This window comes from Phenylobacterium sp. Root1290 (assembly GCF_001425305.1).
Taxonomy (GTDB): Bacteria; Pseudomonadota; Alphaproteobacteria; order Caulobacterales; family Caulobacteraceae; genus Phenylobacterium.
On record NZ_LMEE01000002.1, the window covers coordinates 257567 to 273052 of the forward strand.

12 protein-coding genes and 1 pseudogene are annotated in these 15486 nt (G+C 67.4%); 6 read left to right on the top strand and 7 right to left on the bottom strand.

All coding sequences use genetic code 11. From position 1 onward, the window contains the following. Positions 1 to 623 (bottom strand): annotated as a pseudogene (locus ASC79_RS10710) (class I adenylate-forming enzyme family protein); the annotation flags it as partial. 295 nt (positions 624 to 918) lie between these two features. Here ASC79_RS10710 and ASC79_RS10715 point away from each other — a divergent pair. The 5 genes from ASC79_RS10715 (at position 919) to ASC79_RS10735 (ending at position 8629) form a co-directional block, all read left to right on the top strand. Continuing rightward, a complete protein-coding gene (locus ASC79_RS10715) occupies positions 919 to 1716 on the top strand; it encodes an SDR family NAD(P)-dependent oxidoreductase (protein ID WP_056015642.1) in 798 nt (265 codons plus the stop codon). A 220-nt stretch (positions 1717 to 1936) separates the two neighbouring features. Next, positions 1937 to 4324, top strand: coding sequence for a TonB-dependent receptor (locus ASC79_RS10720; RefSeq protein WP_056015646.1), 2388 nt, complete (start codon positions 1937 to 1939; stop codon positions 4322 to 4324). Between the two features lie 65 nt (positions 4325 to 4389). Further along, positions 4390 to 6345: a PQQ-binding-like beta-propeller repeat protein gene (locus ASC79_RS10725; protein ID WP_056015649.1), complete on the top strand. Its 1956-nt coding sequence runs from the start codon at positions 4390 to 4392 to the stop codon at positions 6343 to 6345. 12 nt (positions 6346 to 6357) lie between these two features. Next, positions 6358 to 7449 carry a hypothetical protein gene (locus tag ASC79_RS10730; RefSeq protein WP_056015653.1) on the top strand — a complete coding sequence of 364 codons (1092 nt, stop codon included), beginning with the start codon at positions 6358 to 6360 and terminating at the stop codon, positions 7447 to 7449. Positions 7450 to 7675: 226 nt separating this feature from the next. After that, entirely contained in the window at positions 7676 to 8629 is a 954-nt protein-coding gene (locus tag ASC79_RS10735) for a rhodanese-related sulfurtransferase (RefSeq protein ID WP_056015656.1), read from the top strand. Between the two features lie 101 nt (positions 8630 to 8730). Here the strand turns inward: ASC79_RS10735 and ASC79_RS10740 are convergent, their stop codons facing one another. The 4 genes from ASC79_RS10740 to ASC79_RS10755 all read right to left on the bottom strand — a co-directional run bounded on the left by ASC79_RS10740 (position 8731) and on the right by ASC79_RS10755 (position 12729). Continuing rightward, complete coding sequence (locus ASC79_RS10740; protein WP_056017845.1) at positions 8731 to 9333, bottom strand: malonic semialdehyde reductase; 603 nt, start codon at positions 9331 to 9333, stop codon at positions 8731 to 8733. A gap of 16 nt (positions 9334 to 9349) precedes the next feature. Beyond that, positions 9350 to 10141, bottom strand: coding sequence for a sulfurtransferase (locus ASC79_RS10745; RefSeq protein WP_056015659.1), 792 nt, complete (start codon positions 10139 to 10141; stop codon positions 9350 to 9352). Positions 10142 to 10144: 3 nt separating this feature from the next. Continuing rightward, positions 10145 to 11539, bottom strand: coding sequence for an NtaA/DmoA family FMN-dependent monooxygenase (locus ASC79_RS10750; RefSeq protein ID WP_056015663.1), 1395 nt, complete (start codon positions 11537 to 11539; stop codon positions 10145 to 10147). A 98-nt stretch (positions 11540 to 11637) separates the two neighbouring features. Next, entirely contained in the window at positions 11638 to 12729 is a 1092-nt protein-coding gene (locus ASC79_RS10755; RefSeq protein ID WP_056015666.1) for an LLM class flavin-dependent oxidoreductase, read from the bottom strand. A gap of 148 nt (positions 12730 to 12877) precedes the next feature. Here ASC79_RS10755 and ASC79_RS10760 point away from each other — a divergent pair, with 148 nt between their 5' ends. Continuing rightward, positions 12878 to 13849, top strand: a complete 972-nt coding sequence (locus ASC79_RS10760; RefSeq protein WP_056015669.1) for an aldo/keto reductase — start codon at positions 12878 to 12880, stop codon at positions 13847 to 13849. On the opposite strand, the gene ASC79_RS10765 is transcribed toward ASC79_RS10760, so the two are convergent. Next, positions 13846 to 15132: an MFS transporter gene (locus tag ASC79_RS10765; protein WP_056015672.1), complete on the bottom strand. Its 1287-nt coding sequence runs from the start codon at positions 15130 to 15132 to the stop codon at positions 13846 to 13848. The genes ASC79_RS10760 and ASC79_RS10765 overlap by 4 nt on opposite strands. Positions 15133 to 15151: 19 nt before the next feature. Next, positions 15152 to 15484: a tautomerase family protein gene (locus tag ASC79_RS10770; RefSeq protein WP_056015675.1), complete on the bottom strand. Its 333-nt coding sequence runs from the start codon at positions 15482 to 15484 to the stop codon at positions 15152 to 15154. Positions 15485 to 15486 lie beyond the last annotated feature (2 nt).

Genomic DNA, 15486 nt, shown 5'->3' on the forward strand with positions numbered 1-15486 from the left:
CAGGCCCTCAGGGCTGTACCACTCGGCCTCCGAGGTCTTGCCCGGCTGGTTGTGGTAGCCGACCATCATCGCACCCGAGCGGCCGACGACTTCGCCGATCTCGCCTTGCGCCACCTCGACCCCGTCCTCGCCGATGAGCCTCATGTCGTGCCCCGGTATGGGGCGACCGACCGTGTGCAGCTTGTCAGGATGCTCGTGCGCCAGGAGCATGCATGAGCCGCCCCCCTCGGTCATGCCGTAGAACTCCACGAGCCCGCCCGGCCAACGCTTCAGGACATCAGCCTTCACCTCGGCTGAAAACGGCGCGCTGGTCGAAAATTTCACGACGTAACTGCCAAGATCGTAGCTGTCGAAGTCCGGCCGCTCCATCAGCCGGCGGTACTGCACCGGCACCAGCATGGCGTGGGTGGCGCGGTGCTTCTCCGACAGCTTCAGGAACTGCTCGGCGTCGAACTTGGGCATCAGCACCGCCGTGCCGCCGTTGGAGATCGTCGGCAGGTACGAGACCAACGTCGTGTTCGAGTAGAGCGGCGTCGAGATCATCGTCACCGACTCGGCCGGATAGACGCCGCGGCGGATCTGGCCCCAGCGCATCCGGTGCGGCTGGACGATGCCCTTCGGCGNGGCGATGCGGTCCATCAGCTCGTCCAGCTCGGCGTAGGAGATCGTCCGCCGCGCATCCACCAGCGCCGGCTTGTCCTTCAGCTCGACCGCCTGCGCGCCGATCACGTCGGGCAGGGTGGCGAAGTCGCGATCGAGAATCTCAGCGGCCGACATCGAATTTCCTACTGCACGTTCAAATTTTCCGATTGATACGCGCTATTACGGCAATCTGGAAAGTGGCAATTCGTCAAAATGTCCTGGACAGCGCCGCTCATCGCGACAAAAGCCGCACATCAAACTCAAGGAAAACAGGTCATGACATCGAGGCTCGAAGGCAAGGTCGCCGTCATCACCGGCGGGACCAGCGGCATCGGCGAGGCGAGCGTCGAGCTCTTCATCGCCGAGGGCGCGAAGGTCGTGATCGCTGCGCGTAACGCCGACAAGGGCCAGGAAATGGCCGACCGCCTCGGCGCCACGTTCGTACAGGCCGACGTGCGCCGCGAAGCGGACATCGCACGCGCCATCCAGACCGCGGTCGACACCTACGGCCGGCTCGACTGCCTGTTCAACAACGCCGGCGGCCCCACCGACGGCGACGTCGAAACCGTGACGCCGGAGCACTTCAGCTACGCGATGGACCTGCTGGTCGGCAGCGTGGTGTTCGGCATCAAGCATGCCGCGCCGATCATGCGCGCCCAGGGCCGCGGCGCGATCATCAACAACTCCAGCGTCGCGGCGGCCCGCACCCACATGGGCGGCTACCTCTACTCGATGGCCAAGGCCGCAGTGGTCCAGGCGACCAAGATGGCCGGCATGGAGCTTGGGCAGTACGGCGTCAGCGTCAATTCCATCGCGCCCGGCGCGATCGCCACGCCGATCTTCTTCGGAGGTTCCGCCGTCGCCTCGCGAATGGAGGCAGGCGCCGGTGACGCGAAACTCGCGAAGCTGACACGCAACCTCTCGAAAGCCACACCTCTGCGCCGAGCGGGCCTGCCGCACGACATCGCCACCGCCGCGCTGTTCCTGGCCAGCGACGAGGGCGCGTACATCAACTGCCACGACCTGGTGGTCGACGGCGGCATGACCGCGGGCGGTCGCACCAACTACGAGTAGCCCCCAAACAAGAGCGCCGCGCCCCGAAAGGAGCGCGGCGCATTCGCATCACGACGACAGAAACTGATCGTTAAGTAGGATCATTTCTAGGTTATGACATTGCCATCTGAGTTTTTTTGAGTCTGTAGTATGCATACTTTCTAGGCGACTCGTCCGGCGAGACGCCGTTGTATGCATCGACAATGGGACCGCGACACGCGGCCCGCTCACGGGGGGAAACATGAACCTGCAACGTCTTTTGCTCGCCACCACCGCCATGGGGGCCGTGTTCGCGCCCCATGCCGCGAACGCGCAAGCGGCGCCCCGCGACGGCTATGTGATCGAAGAGCTCGTCGTCACCGCGCAACGGCACGAAGCCGAAATCGAGAGCGCGCCGGTGTCGGTCACGACCTTCGGCGCTGAAGAGCGCAACCTGATCGGCGCCAACACCGTCCGGGACATGGTGAACCTGACTCCGGGCGTCTACATCTCCGACACCGGCGTCAACATGCGCGGCATCGGTCGCCAGAACGCAACGACCGCACTCGGCTCCGAGAACGCCATCGCCTACTACGTGAACGGCTTCTACAACGTCGACTTCAACACCGTCGGCGAAAGCACCCTGTTCGGGGGCAACGTGCAGTTCCTGCGCGGCCCGCAGGGCACCCAGTGGGGTCGCGACTCCATCGGCGGCGCCGCCAACCTGCTCAGCCGCCGCCCGACCGAGACCTTCATGGGCGAGGCCCTGGTCGGCTACGGCCGGTACAACTGGAGCACGCTCGGCCTGACGCTGGCCGGCCCGATCAACGACAACTACCGCGTCCGCATCGGCGTTCAGTCGATCAACCAGCGCGACTCCGCCTCGAAGAACATCGCGCCCTACAAGGCCGGCTACGACGTCGACAACTTCTACGCCGAGTTCCAGCTTGAGGGCGACGTCACCGAGGACCTGCACTTCCTGCTGCGCTCGACGACCTTCAGCTACCTGAACACGCCGGCTGAGACCGCGCCGGGCCGCTACAACACCGTCGGGTTTATGGGAGCCCTGGCTCCAAACCCTACGTACCAGTACGAAATCGCCTCGCCGTCGAACGAGCCGCGCCGCATCAATATCGACCAGCGCGGCGTCGACAAGCTGACCGGCAACCAGGTCCATATCCTGAACGCCGACTGGAACCTGGGCCCCGCCACGCTCTACTACGTGGGCGGCATCGCCCAATATAAATCAAAGGGTTACAGCGACCTCGACAACACCTCGCGCGGGTCGTACGTCGCCGGCTCGCAGCCCGGCCAGGTGACCGGCACCGGCCTGGCCGACGGCACGGTGGTCAGCACCAACATGACCGCCAACTACTTGAACCGTAACCAGTATTTCAGCCACGAGCTGCGCCTGGTCGGCAACGACCACGAGAAGCTGGAGTGGACGGTCGGCGCCTACTTCCTGAAGTCCGACTACAACGAGCGCTACTGGGAAGCGATGCCGGACGTTCCGCAGCTCGCGACCCCCATCTTCGGCGCCGCCCCCTACCCCGCCGCGCTCGCCAACCCCGACCGCGCCTACTACCAGCAGCACAACATCCTGCGTCAGCAGTCCGCCGCGGCCTTTGGCCAGGCGACCTGGCACATCGATGACAGCTGGAGGCTGACGGGCGGCCTGCGCTACACCGTCGACTCCAAGCGGGCGACCACGCAGTTCCGCTATGTCTTCTGGAACCCGGCCTTCGGCGCGGCCTTCGAATCCACGCCCCAGACAGTGGTCGGCGACATCTGGTCGGCGCCCGAATACGCCGGCAAGCTGCTGAAACTTGAGCAGGACGGCTACACGATCCGCCTCGGCGTCGAGTACGAGCCGAGCGACGACCTGCTCGTCTACGCAAACTTCGCGCAGGGCTACAAGGCGGGCGGCTTCACCCTCGGCGACGCCACCACCAACAACGCCACCGATCCGGAAAAGCTCTACAGCTACGAACTGGGCGTGAAGCACGACATCACCCCGGACCTGCGAGTGTCGGGCGCGCTCTTCTACTACGACTATCGTGACTTCCAGGCGCCGATCACCGCCTTCAACTCGCTCACCGGCGGGACGTTCGCGCAGTATACGAACATCGACAAATCGGAACTCTACGGGCTCGAGCTCGAGGGCGACTGGCGCCCGATGCCCTCGCTCTGGCTGCAAGGCGGCTACAGCTACCTGCACGGCGAGATCAAAGAGTTCTGCTGCGCGGTCGACAACACCAACGCCTCGCTGCCGCTGAACACGCCGCAGGACCTGTCCGGCAACACCATGCCGCGCTCGCCGACGCACAAGGTCAGCCTGTCGGGCGCCTACACCTGGGACTTCGAACCCGGCTCCCTGATCTGGGGCGGCTCGGCGGCCTATCAGAGCTCCTATAACCAGAGCGTCTTCGACAATCCGCTGTTCGAAGTGAAGGGCTACACCCTGGTCAACACCAACCTGACCTGGCGCGCGGCCGACAACCAGTACGACGTGGTGCTGGGGATCACGAACCTCACCGACGAGATCTACGACACCTCGATCGCCGTCGGCGGCGCGAACGTGAACTACGCCATCACCCACAACCTGGGCGGCGGCCGGTTCTACAACCTGCAGCTCCGCTACCGCTTCTGACCGTCGCGCAAGGCGCCCGGGCCCGCGGCCCGGGCGCCTTTCCGTTCAAGCTCAAAGAGTTCCGCATGATCCAGCGCCTGCCGCCCCGCGTCCGTGCGGCGATCGTCCCGGCGACCTTGACCGCACTCGCCCTCACGCTGGGCGCCTCGCTGACCGCCCAGGCGTCCGACGCCATCGCCCCGCCGCCCGACGGCGAGGCGCTCTACAAGGAGCGCTGCGCGGTCTGCCACGACAACGCCGTCGACCGAACGCCTGCGCGTGAGGTTCTGTCCAAGAACCCGCCCTCCTTCATCATCTCCTCGCTGACCAACGGCGCCATGGCGCCGATGGCCGAGGGGCTCTCCGGCGCCGAGAAGGCCGCCATCGCGGCCTACATCACCGGGACCAAGCTTCCGCCGGTCGCCGGCGACATCGACCCCAACAGCATCTGGGGGCCGTCGGCCGCGAACATGCCGCTCGACGCGCCGAAGTGCGAGACGCCCGCGCCGCCGATCAACTTGAAGGCCGCCGGCTGGAACGGCTGGAGCCCGACCACCCGCAACGCGCGCTACCAGGCCAAGCCCGGCCTGAAGGCCTCGGACGTCTCACGGCTCAAGCTCAAGTGGGCCTTCAACTACCCCGGGGCCAAGAACGGCCAGGCGACGATCGTTGGCGACTGGCTGTTCACCACCAGCATGTCCGGCGCGGTCTACGCGCTCGACGCCAGGACGGGCTGCGTCCGCTGGCGCCACGAGGCCGAGGCGGCCACCCGGTCCAGCGTCACCGTCATCCCGTTGCCGGCCGGCTCGCCGGCGCGCCACGCCCTGTTCTTCTCGGACTGGACCAAGGCCGCCGTCGCTCTGGACGCCGAAACCGGCAAGCAGCTCTGGAAGACCAAGGTCGACGACTCCGCGGGTCTGCAGATGACCGGCGCGCCCACCGTCCACGATGGCAAGCTGTTCGTGCCGATCTCGTCCGGTATCGAGGCCTTCGCCGAGTACGACGGCTGGGAGTGCTGCAAATTCCGAGGCTCGCTGGTGACGCTCGACGTGGTCACCGGCAAGGTGCTCTGGAAGACCTACACCACCGCGGTCGAACCGAAGATCTTCACCACCAACCGCCTGGGCCGCCCCATGTGGGGTCCCTCCGGCGGGTCGATCTGGTCGGCGCCGACGATCGACCCCAAGCGGGGCCTCGTCTACGTCGGCACCTCGAACTCCTACACCGATGTGCCGTACGACGGCTCCGACGCGGTGATGGCCATGGACATCGCCACCGGCGAGGTCCGGTGGATGCACCAGCTGCTGGCCAACGACAACTTCATCAACGGTTGCTGGGAAGGCTACGGCCGCAAGGAGCTGGCGGCCAACTGCCCCAAGAACCTAGGCCCCGACTTCTCGATCGGCAACTCGCCGATCCTGCAGGACCTGCCAGGCGGCAAACAGCTGCTGCTGGTCGGCCAGAAGTCGGGACATGTCTACGCGCTGGATCCCGCCGCCGAAGGCAAGGTGGTCTGGAGCCGCCGCATCGGTCCCGGCAGCGCCCTGGGCGGCGTCGAGTTCGGCATGGCCAGCGACGGCAAGCGACTTTACGTCGGCGTCTCCGATGTGCTGGCCGGCGACGAGGGCAAGCCTGGCGTCTATGCCCTGCGCATCGCCGACGGCGAACTGCTGTGGAGCGCGCCCTCGCCCGCCAACCCCAAGTGCCGCTGGACCGGCCGTTGGTGCCATGGAGCGGTCTCGCAGGCGGTGAGCGCCATGCCCGGCCTGGTCTTCGCCGGCGCCTATGACGGCGTCTTCCGCGCCTATGACGCGACCACCGGCAAGGTGGTCTGGTCCTACGACACCGGCTCTGAACCCACCGACGTGCTGGGAGGGCGCAAGGCCTTCGGCGGCGTCATGGACGGCGCGGGACCGACCATCTCAGGCGGCATGGTCTACGTGCACTCGGGCTATGCGGGCCGTTCCGGCGCCAGCGCCGGACGCGACCTGACCGGCGCCGACGGCAACGTGCTCATGGCCTTTTCAATCGACGGCAAGTGACGGGGAAAGCAGATGAACTCTGAACTCAAGATCCTGGGCGTGGGCGCGCTGCTGACCTCGTTGGCCGGATGCGCCGCCGCCGACAAGCCGCAGGTTGAAAGCGCCAAAGCCCCGCAGATCACCTGGGAGTGCCCCGATGGCTACCAGGTCAAGGAAGGGCTGAACGTCGATTTCCCCCACAAGGGTGAAAAGCGCGCCTTCTATGTCCATCCGGCCAAGGGCGTTGCCGGACCTGCGCCCGTCTGGGTCCCGCTGACCGGAACGGTCGAGTCGACCTACGCCAATCTCAACGTTGCGCGCAGCGGCGCCAACGCGCTGATGGCCGACAAGGGCTTCACGGTGATCGGCCCGGTCCGCGAGTGCGCCAACCAGGACCCCAATCTGGGCGGCGGCGCCTGCAACGGTCCGGGCAAGGACGGCTGGAACTGGATGCCTTGGCGCGAAGGCCGCGCCCCCACCGCGGCGGGCGACGCCTGGAAAAACGACCAAGGCCCGGACTCGAGCTTCTTCGAAGCCATGATCAAGTGCGTCGGGACGAAGTTCCCGCTCGACGCCAGCCGGTTCTACATCGGCGGCATCTCCTCGGGCGGGACCATGACCAACCGGGCGCTGACCTTCCGCTCCGACTTCTGGGCCGGCGGCATGCCGATCTCGGGCGAGTGGTACGTCAGCAAGGATGATGGCGGCCCGCTGAGCTTCGACGCCGCCCGCCAGGCGGTGATCGACGCTCCCGCCAAGATCCATCAGGGCCGCATCGGCCCCTTCCCCCTCAAGGACGATCTCGATCCGATGATCGTGGTCACGGTCTGGGGCGGCGAGAAGGACATCTGGCACTGCGGCTCGGTGCTGTGCGCGGACTATCGCCCCAGCACCCAGGCCGGGTCCAACTACTTCAGCTCCAAGCCCAACGTGGTCCACGTCGCCTGCACCGCCACCCATGGCCATATGTGGCCGCAGGTGAACACCCAGGCCTTCAACCTCTGGGCGCTGACCACCATGGCCTCGCATCCCAAGGGCTCTGACCCGCGGAAGTTCAAGCTGACCGCCCCGCCCGAGGGCTACAGCTGCAAGATCGGCAGGTTCGACAACCTCTACGCCGAATAGTTCGAAGGGCCGGCCCGTTCAGCGCGCCGGCCCTTTTTCCTGCAGCCGCCCTGCGCGACCGCACAGGGGCCGCTTGGCGCCAGTTGCGGAACCCGGCATCGCCCCGATTGCGGACCTTCACGGCTCCATCGCGAGGCAAGGTGACGCGCTTCGCAGCTTGCCATGGCGTGGCTATCGGTGGGAGTTGCTGCCGCTGAAGCCGCTCACCTGACAGCATTGCCGCGAAATGACCGAGCACCACCTGCCTGTATGTGTCGCCGCCCTTTACCGGTTCTCGCCGTTTAGCGACTGCGAGCGGCTGCGCGATGGACTGGCGGCTGTCTGCGCCGACCACGGGATCAAAGGCACGCTGCTGCTGGCGCCGGAGGGCATCAATGGCACGATCGCGGGCACACCGGACGGGATCGATGCGGCGCTGGCCTATATCCGCACGCTGCCCGGCTGCGAGCACCTATCGGTGAAGATCTCCCGCGCCGAGGTCATGCCGTTCTACAGGATGAAGGTCCGCATCAAGCGCGAGATCGTCACCATGGGGCAGCCGCACATAAACCCCCTGGAGGCCGGACACTATTTGTCGGCCGACGACTGGAACACCCTGATCAGCGAGCCGGACACGCTCGTCATCGACACCCGAAACGACTACGAGGTCAGGATCGGCACCTTCGTGGGCGCAGTGAACCCGGGGACGAGTAGTTTCCGGGAGTTTCCAGACTGGTTCCGCGCGAACCGCGAGGCCCTGCTGGGTGGCCGGACGTCGCCGAAGATCGCCATGTTCTGCACCGGCGGAATTCGCTGCGAGAAGGCGACCGCCTTCCTGAAGTCGGAAGGTCTGGACGCCGTTTATCACCTCGACGGCGGCATCCTGAAATACCTGGAGACGGCGAGCGGGCCGACGAGCCTTTGGGAAGGCGAGTGTTTCGTCTTTGACCAGCGCGTGGCGCTCGGCCCTGGTCTTGCGCCAGGAAGCCACGTGCTGTGCCGCGCCTGCCGCATGCCGGTCACTTCGGAGGAGCGCGCCTCGCCGCTCTACGAAGACGGTGTCAGCTGCCCGGCCTGCCATGGCGAGCGGGACGTGCAACAACGGGCGGGCTACGCGGAGCGGCAGCGCCAGGTCGCTCTGGCCGCGTCACGCGGCATCGACCACTTCGCCAGCGGGCCACCGGCCAAGCCAGATCGCTAACGTCCACCGAACGCCAAGTCCGGACGCCGGACCGAGGCGCCCTGTCCTCGCCCCCACCAGCCTGCCAGCTTCGACACCGCAGCGAAGTCATCGGACTTTCCCTAAAGGAGCCCGCAGGCATCCTCGAAGCTCAGTCTCGGCAGCCGAGCGAGCTCGCTGCTTCTGTCGGCCCTGCCGAGATTGCAGATGAAGTTGCTAACGACGGCGCTGCCGGTGAAGAACTCGCGGTCGACCCCTGCGTGGTCGAAGCCAGAGAGCGGCCCGCAGTCCAGCCCGAGGGCCCTGGCTGCGAGCATTAGATATGCGCCCTGCAGCGTCCCGTTGCGCAAGGCCGTCACGGCCGCCACCTCCGGATCGGAGAACCAAGCTTTGGCGCCGGGGTTGTGGGGGAAGAGCTGCGGGATCATGTCGGCGAACTGAAGGTCGTAGCCGACGATCACTGTCGCGGGCGCGGCCAGCGTCTTGGCGCGGTTCGCACTGGAGAGGTGCGGAGCAAGCCGCGCCTTGGCCTCAGGCGTCGTCAGGAACAGGAAACGCGCCGGCGACACGTTGGCCGAAGTCGGGCCAAGCTTGGCCAGGTCATAGACCTTCCGGAGCAGCCCTTCCGACACACCGCCCGGCGCCCAGGCGTTGGCGGACCGCGCGGTGCGAAAAAGCGTGTCGAGAGCGGTCTCGGACACGGCCGCCGAAGCTTGACTGGTCATCTTCGACAAGAGCCGCTCAGTGTTGACCATACGCGACCGGTCGGCTCGGATCGCTGCTCCAGCCTGACCAAGACGCGACGTATAGCGCGGAGTTCCGCCCAAGAATGGCCAAGGCCACGGCGGCGTGCGCCGCCGACACCCCCGAACCGCAGGACACCCCTAACTCGCCGCCGAAGGGCGAGTAGCGCGCGGCCAAGGCCTCATCCGACAAGAACAGCCCGTCCGGGCCGAGATTGTCCGCAGCCGGAACGTTGAGTGATCCGGGAATGTGCCCGCCGCTCCGAGCAGCCTCGTCGCCTGTGAAGGCGGAAGCGCCGCGCGCGTCCAGCAGGCGCCCTTCGCACGCCAGGCTCGCGGCGGCCTCGGCGTCCAGCACCAATAGATGTCCGGCCGAGATCTCGACGGTTCCCTCCGGTCCGAACGGAGCGGCGAGCGGCGCGACGGGCGCCCCCGCCGCTTGCGCCGCCTGAAACCCTCCGTCCAGCAGCCGCACCCGCGTCAGACCCGCCCAGCGCAACGTCCACCACGCCCGCGCCGCCTGGAGGCCGCCCTTGTCGTCATAGACGACGACCTCGGTGTCCGCGCCGACTCCCCAGCGCCGGACGCGCGCCTGCAGATCGTCGATCTGCGGCAGGGGGCGAGCCCCCAGGTCGCCGCCGCCGGGCCCAGCGAAGTCGGCGCCAAGCTCGGCGGGGACGGCGCCCGCCAGGCCGATGTCGCGGCCCTCGCGCGGTCCGACGTCGATCAACACCAAGTCAGACCGCGATTTCAGCTCCGCGGCGGAGATCAGAACGTCAGAACGGCTCATCGCCTACTCCGCCGCCGCGGCGCGGGCGCCCGTCAGGGTATTGGCGGGGCGAGCCAGGCCAAGGTGGTCGCGGAAGGTCGGGCCCGAGTAGTCCCGGCGGTAGAGCCCGCGGTCCTGCAGGACCGGCACCACCAGATCGGCGAAGGCGCTGACCGAGTCGGGGTTGTACGAGGGGAAGATGTTGAAGCCGTCGCAGGCTTCCTTCTCGAACCAGTCCTGAATGTAATCGGCGACCTCGACCGGATTGCCGACCACGCCGCCGCCCTGCCCCGCCGCAGCGATGATCAGGTCGCGATAGGTGATGCGGTTAGCGCCGGTCACGTCCCGGCGCGTGCGCTCGCTGATCTGGGCGAAGAGGCGTTGGCCTTCCTCGTTGGCTTCCTTGAGCACCCGCGGATCGACCGCCTCGTCCGGATCGCGGCCACGCACGTCGACCTCGATCACCCGGGTGACGTTGGACAGGTTGCGCTTGCCGCGGCCGCCCAGCGCGCCGTAGCGACGATGCTCCTCGAGCGTGTCCTCGGTGTCGAGCTTGATGAAGCTGTTGAGCTGATCGTAGATCTTCACCGCCTCTGCGGTGGTCGGAGCCACGATCGGCGTCATGCCCGGCAGGATGGCGATCTGGTCGCCTGTGCGGCCGTACTTCTTCGCGCGGGTCTTCACGTCATCATAGTAGGCCTTCGCCACCGCGATGGTCGGGCCGGCCGCGAACACCACGTCGGCGTCGCGCGCCGCCAGCTCGCGAGAGCGATCCGAGGTGCCGGCGTGCAGGATCACCACGTGGCCCTGAGGTGGGCGGCGAACCGGCAGCGGGCCGTCGATAGAGAAGAACCGGCCCCTGTGGTTGATCGACTGGGCGCCGCCGTTCGGACCGGCGCCATAGCCGTCCTCGTCCCAGGAATCCCACAGCTTCTTCGCCACCTGGACGAATTCCTCGGCCCAGTCGTAGCGTTTGTCGGTATCCCAGTGCTCATCGCGGCTGAAGTTCGCGGCGGCGATCTCGTCGGCGCCGGTCACCAGGTTCCAGGACGCGCGACCGCCGGAGAGATGATCAAGCGAGGCGGTGAGATGGGCGATGGCGAAGGGGTCGTAATAGGTCGGGTTGGCCGTGACCACGATGCCGATGCGGTTGGTCGCAGCCGCCAGGCTCGCCGCCGAGATGAACGGCTCCAGCCGCGACATCTGCGACGGATTGGTGGTCTGCAGCGCCGGGTCGGAGGCCAGGCGATCGCCCAGGAACAGGAAGTCGAACTTCGCTGCCTCGGCGATCTGGGTCACGCTTTGCAGGAACTCGATGTCGAAGGGGGCGGTTTCGAGCGCCGTCGGCATCCGCCACCCCGAGGGGTGGGTGCCGTTCGCCCAGAACATCAATCCGAAGTGCAGTTCACGCTCAGCCATAGGACACTTCCACTTTGGCGCCGGCGGAATTTCGCCAACGATGGTCGTCGATTGTTAGGTCGGCCGGCCACATGGACGGCCGACATTGGTGCTTCTGCTCAGGCCGCCGCGTAGCGGTTGGCAGGCTTGTCGAGGGCCAGGTGGTCTCGCAGCGTGCCGCCATCCTTGGGGGCCGACAGCAGACCGAGGCGCTGCAGCTCGGGCGCCAGCAGCTCGATGAGGGCGTCGAGTTGCCCTGGGAGCCCTGCGGCCCTCAGGGTGAGGCCGTCGAGGCCGGCGGCGTCAGCATAGGCGGCCAGTTGTTCGGCGACCTCGCCCGGCGCGCCGACAAAGCGCGGCGCGGCGTCTCCGGCCGGGCTGGGTTGCTCCACCAGGGCCGCGGCCTCCGCCGCGCTCGCCGCGACGATCACAGTGGCCTCGGCGAAGAGGCGCACGTCCTTGCGATCACGGCCGGCGGCGTCGAGGGCGGCTTGAAAAGCGGCCACGCGGACCTTCAGTTCTTCGGCCGGTTGCGCGCCCAGGAAGACCACGTCGGCCTGAGCCCCGGCGAGCGGATAGGACAGTTCCGAGGTGATCTCGTGCGCCACGACGAGCTGGCCCTGCGGCGGCCGCGCGACGTTGAGCGGCCCCTTGATGCGGAAGCGCTCGCCGGCGTGGTGGATCGGATGGATCTTGTCGCCATCGACGTAGTCGCCGGTCGCCTTGTTGCGGATGAAGGCGTCATCCTCCCAGGAGTCCCAGAGCTTGCTCAGGATCTCCGCGGCCTCGCCCGCCCGCCCGTAGTGTTCCTCGGCCGAGGGCTCGGCATGGCTGTAGTTGATTGCTGCGGGATACGACGCGCCGGAAACCAGCTCCCAGCCGGCGCGGCCATGAGTGACGTGATCGAGCGACGCGGTGAGGCGCGCCAGATTGAAGGGCTCGAAGTAGCTCGTATTGCCGGTGACGAAGAAGCCGAGCCGCTTGGTGCGGGTGGCCAGGAACGAGGCCGTCGTAAAGGGCTCGGTGCGGGCGAAGGCCGCCGGACCCTCGCCGCTCGCCTGCTTGTCCTGGAAACGGATGAAGGTGAAGCCGGCCTTCTCGACGCTCTGAGCCAGGGTCGAAATCTGCGCCGGATTGAACGGATCGAATCGCGCCTCCGGCTCGCTGTAGGGCGTGTAGGTGAAGCCGAAATGCAGAGGTCTGGTGCTCATTTCGCCGTGGTCCCGCTAGAATTTTAATGTCCAGCTGCGGCGCGCAGCGCGCCTTGAGCCGGCTGGCGGCAAGGCTCGCCTTGCCCCCCGAGGCCGTGTCTGTTACGCGCCATATCCTAGTACGTCAATAGGATTAAAAGGATAACAAATGAGTTCGATCGGACCATTCCAGGTGCGCCGTCAGGGGTTCGGGGCCATGGGCCTTTCCCACAACTATGGGCATGCCGACGAGGCGGAGTCGCTGCGCACGCTGGAGCGCGTGCTGGAGCTCGGGATCAATCTGATCGACACGGCGAACGTCTATGGCGCCGGTCACAATGAGGAGCTGGTCGGCCGTGCGATCCGCGGACGTCGGGACCAGGTGGTGATCGCCAGCAAGGTCGGCATCGTTGGCGGCGGCGAGGCCCAGGAGGGGGCCGAAGGCAAGCGGGTGAACAACAGCCCGGCCTATACTCGCCTCCAGGCCGAGAAGAGCCTGAAGCGGCTCGGGGTCGAGCAGATCGACCTCTACTATCTCCACCGCATCGACGCCTCGCTGCCGATCGAGGAAGCGATCGGCGGCCTGGTGCGACTGAAGGAAGAAGGCAAGATCGGCGCGATCGGCCTCTCGGAAGCGACGGCCGAAACCGTGCGGCGCGCGCACGCGGTGCATCCGATCGCGGCCCTGCAGAGCGAGTACTCGCTGTGGACCCGAGAGGTGGAGACCGAAATCCTCCCGACAACCCGCGAACTGGGCGTCACCTTCGTGCCCTTCTCGCCGCTGGGACGCGGGTTTCTGGCCGGCGCCTCCGCGCCGGAGGACGCCGAAGACGTTCGCCATCGCCACCCGCGATTCCAGGCTGAGGCCGTTGAGGCCAACGCCCGTCGCCGCGCCGCGATCGAAGGCGTCGCGGGCCGGCTGGGCGCGACCAGCGCGCAGGTGGCCCTGGCCTGGGTGCTCTCCAAGAACGTGGTCCCGATCCCCGGCACGCGGCGGGTCTCGCACCTGGAAAGCAACTGGGCGGCCAATGACCTGCAACTGGATCAAGAGGTTGTCGCCGAACTGGAGACGGCCTTCCCGGTGGGTGTGACCATCGGCGCGCGCTTCCCTGAGAACGCGCCGGCCCAGGGTCCCTCCTAGGCGGATGTCCCCCGGCCCGCCAACGCGGCGGGCCGGGCGGGCTCCTCGCCGCCGCCGAAGGTCGGCGACAGCGCATCCTCGATCCGGTCGATCCGGCGAAGCGTCGGAAACAGCCAGAGCCACAGGCCGCCCACCGCCAACACTCCGGCCCCGCCGATCACCGCCGCCGGCGCAGCCCCGGCCAGGGACGCGACGAACCCGGCCTCCATGTCGCCAAGCTCAGTCGAGGCGCTGCCGAACACCATGTTGGCGGAGCTCACCCGCCCGCGCATGTCGTCGGGGGTAGAAAGCTGGATGAGCAACTGGCGCACGCAGGCGCCGACCATCCGCGCCGCGCCCATCACCGTCAGTGCGACGACGGAGAGCATGTAGGATCTGGAGAGGCCGAACACGACCAGCGAGACGCCGAAGACGGCCAGGGCCACGAAGGTCCAGAGACCGACGCGTCGGCGCAGGGGACGCAGCGCGATGACCGTCCCGGCCGCCAGGGCCCCGACCGCCAGGGCGCTGCGCAACACGCCGAAGCCCGCCTCGCCGACATGGAGGATCTCGGTGGCGAAGATCGGGAGCAGCGCCGTGGCGCCGCCCAGCAGGCCCGCAAACAGGTCCATGGTCGTCACGGACAGGATCAGGGGACTGCGGGCGATGAATGTGAGCCCCCCGAGCAGATGCGCGAGGCCCTTGGTCTGGGTGTCGCCGCCGCGGCTGCGCGTGCGCACCAGCGTCGCCAGGACGAACGAGGCGAGGTACGAGCCCGCCGCCACGCCATAAGCCGCCGCCTCGCCCGAGCCAGCGATGATCAACCCCGCGACCGCCGGACCCGCGATGGCCGTGAGCTGGAAGGCCGAAGAGGTCCACGCCACGGCGTTCGGCAAGTCCTGGAGCGGCAGCAGACGAGGCATCCAGGCCTGGGCGGAGGGCGCGGAAAAGGTCTTGCCCATGCCGAAGACGCCCGCCGCCAGGAAGAACGGCAGCGCCGAGGTCACGCCGGCGATCGTGCACGCCGTCAGCAGCACCGCCGCCGAGGTCAGCACCAGCTGGAACACGCGATAGACGTTGCGCCGCTCGAAGCGGTCGGCGGCTTGCCCGGACGGCAAGGTGGACAGCAGGACCGGCACGAAGACGGCCAGGCCCACCATGCCCAGCGCAAAGGGATCGCGCGTCAGCGCATAGACCTGCCAACCCAGCGTCGGCAGCATGATGTTGGTGCCGAGGTTGTTGGCGACGCGCGCCGCATAGAACCAACGGAAGTCGCCCGACCTGAAGGCGGCGAAAGCGGTCATTGGAAGTTGTGCGGACCGCCTAGCTCCAGTTTTCGCGCGGGGCTTCGATGAGGATCACCTTGATGTCCGCCTCGGCCAGGCCGAGCGCGCCGAGATTGCGTTTCACCGCGGCGAACAGCGCCTGCTTCATCTCATCCGTGCGCCCCGAGAAGAGCGTGATCTGCAGCTCGGTGTAGCGATCGCTCTCACCCGGCCCGCTGTTGAAGTGGCTGGCCGGGTGCTCCGCCAGCCGCAGGTGGCGCGCTTGCGGCGGGGTGCCGATGCTCTCGGTCAGGGCGGACTGCACCGCGTCGAACAGCGCCTGCGGGTCTTGGATCCAGCCTTGGCGCGTGGAGATCAGGGTCGAGGGCATGA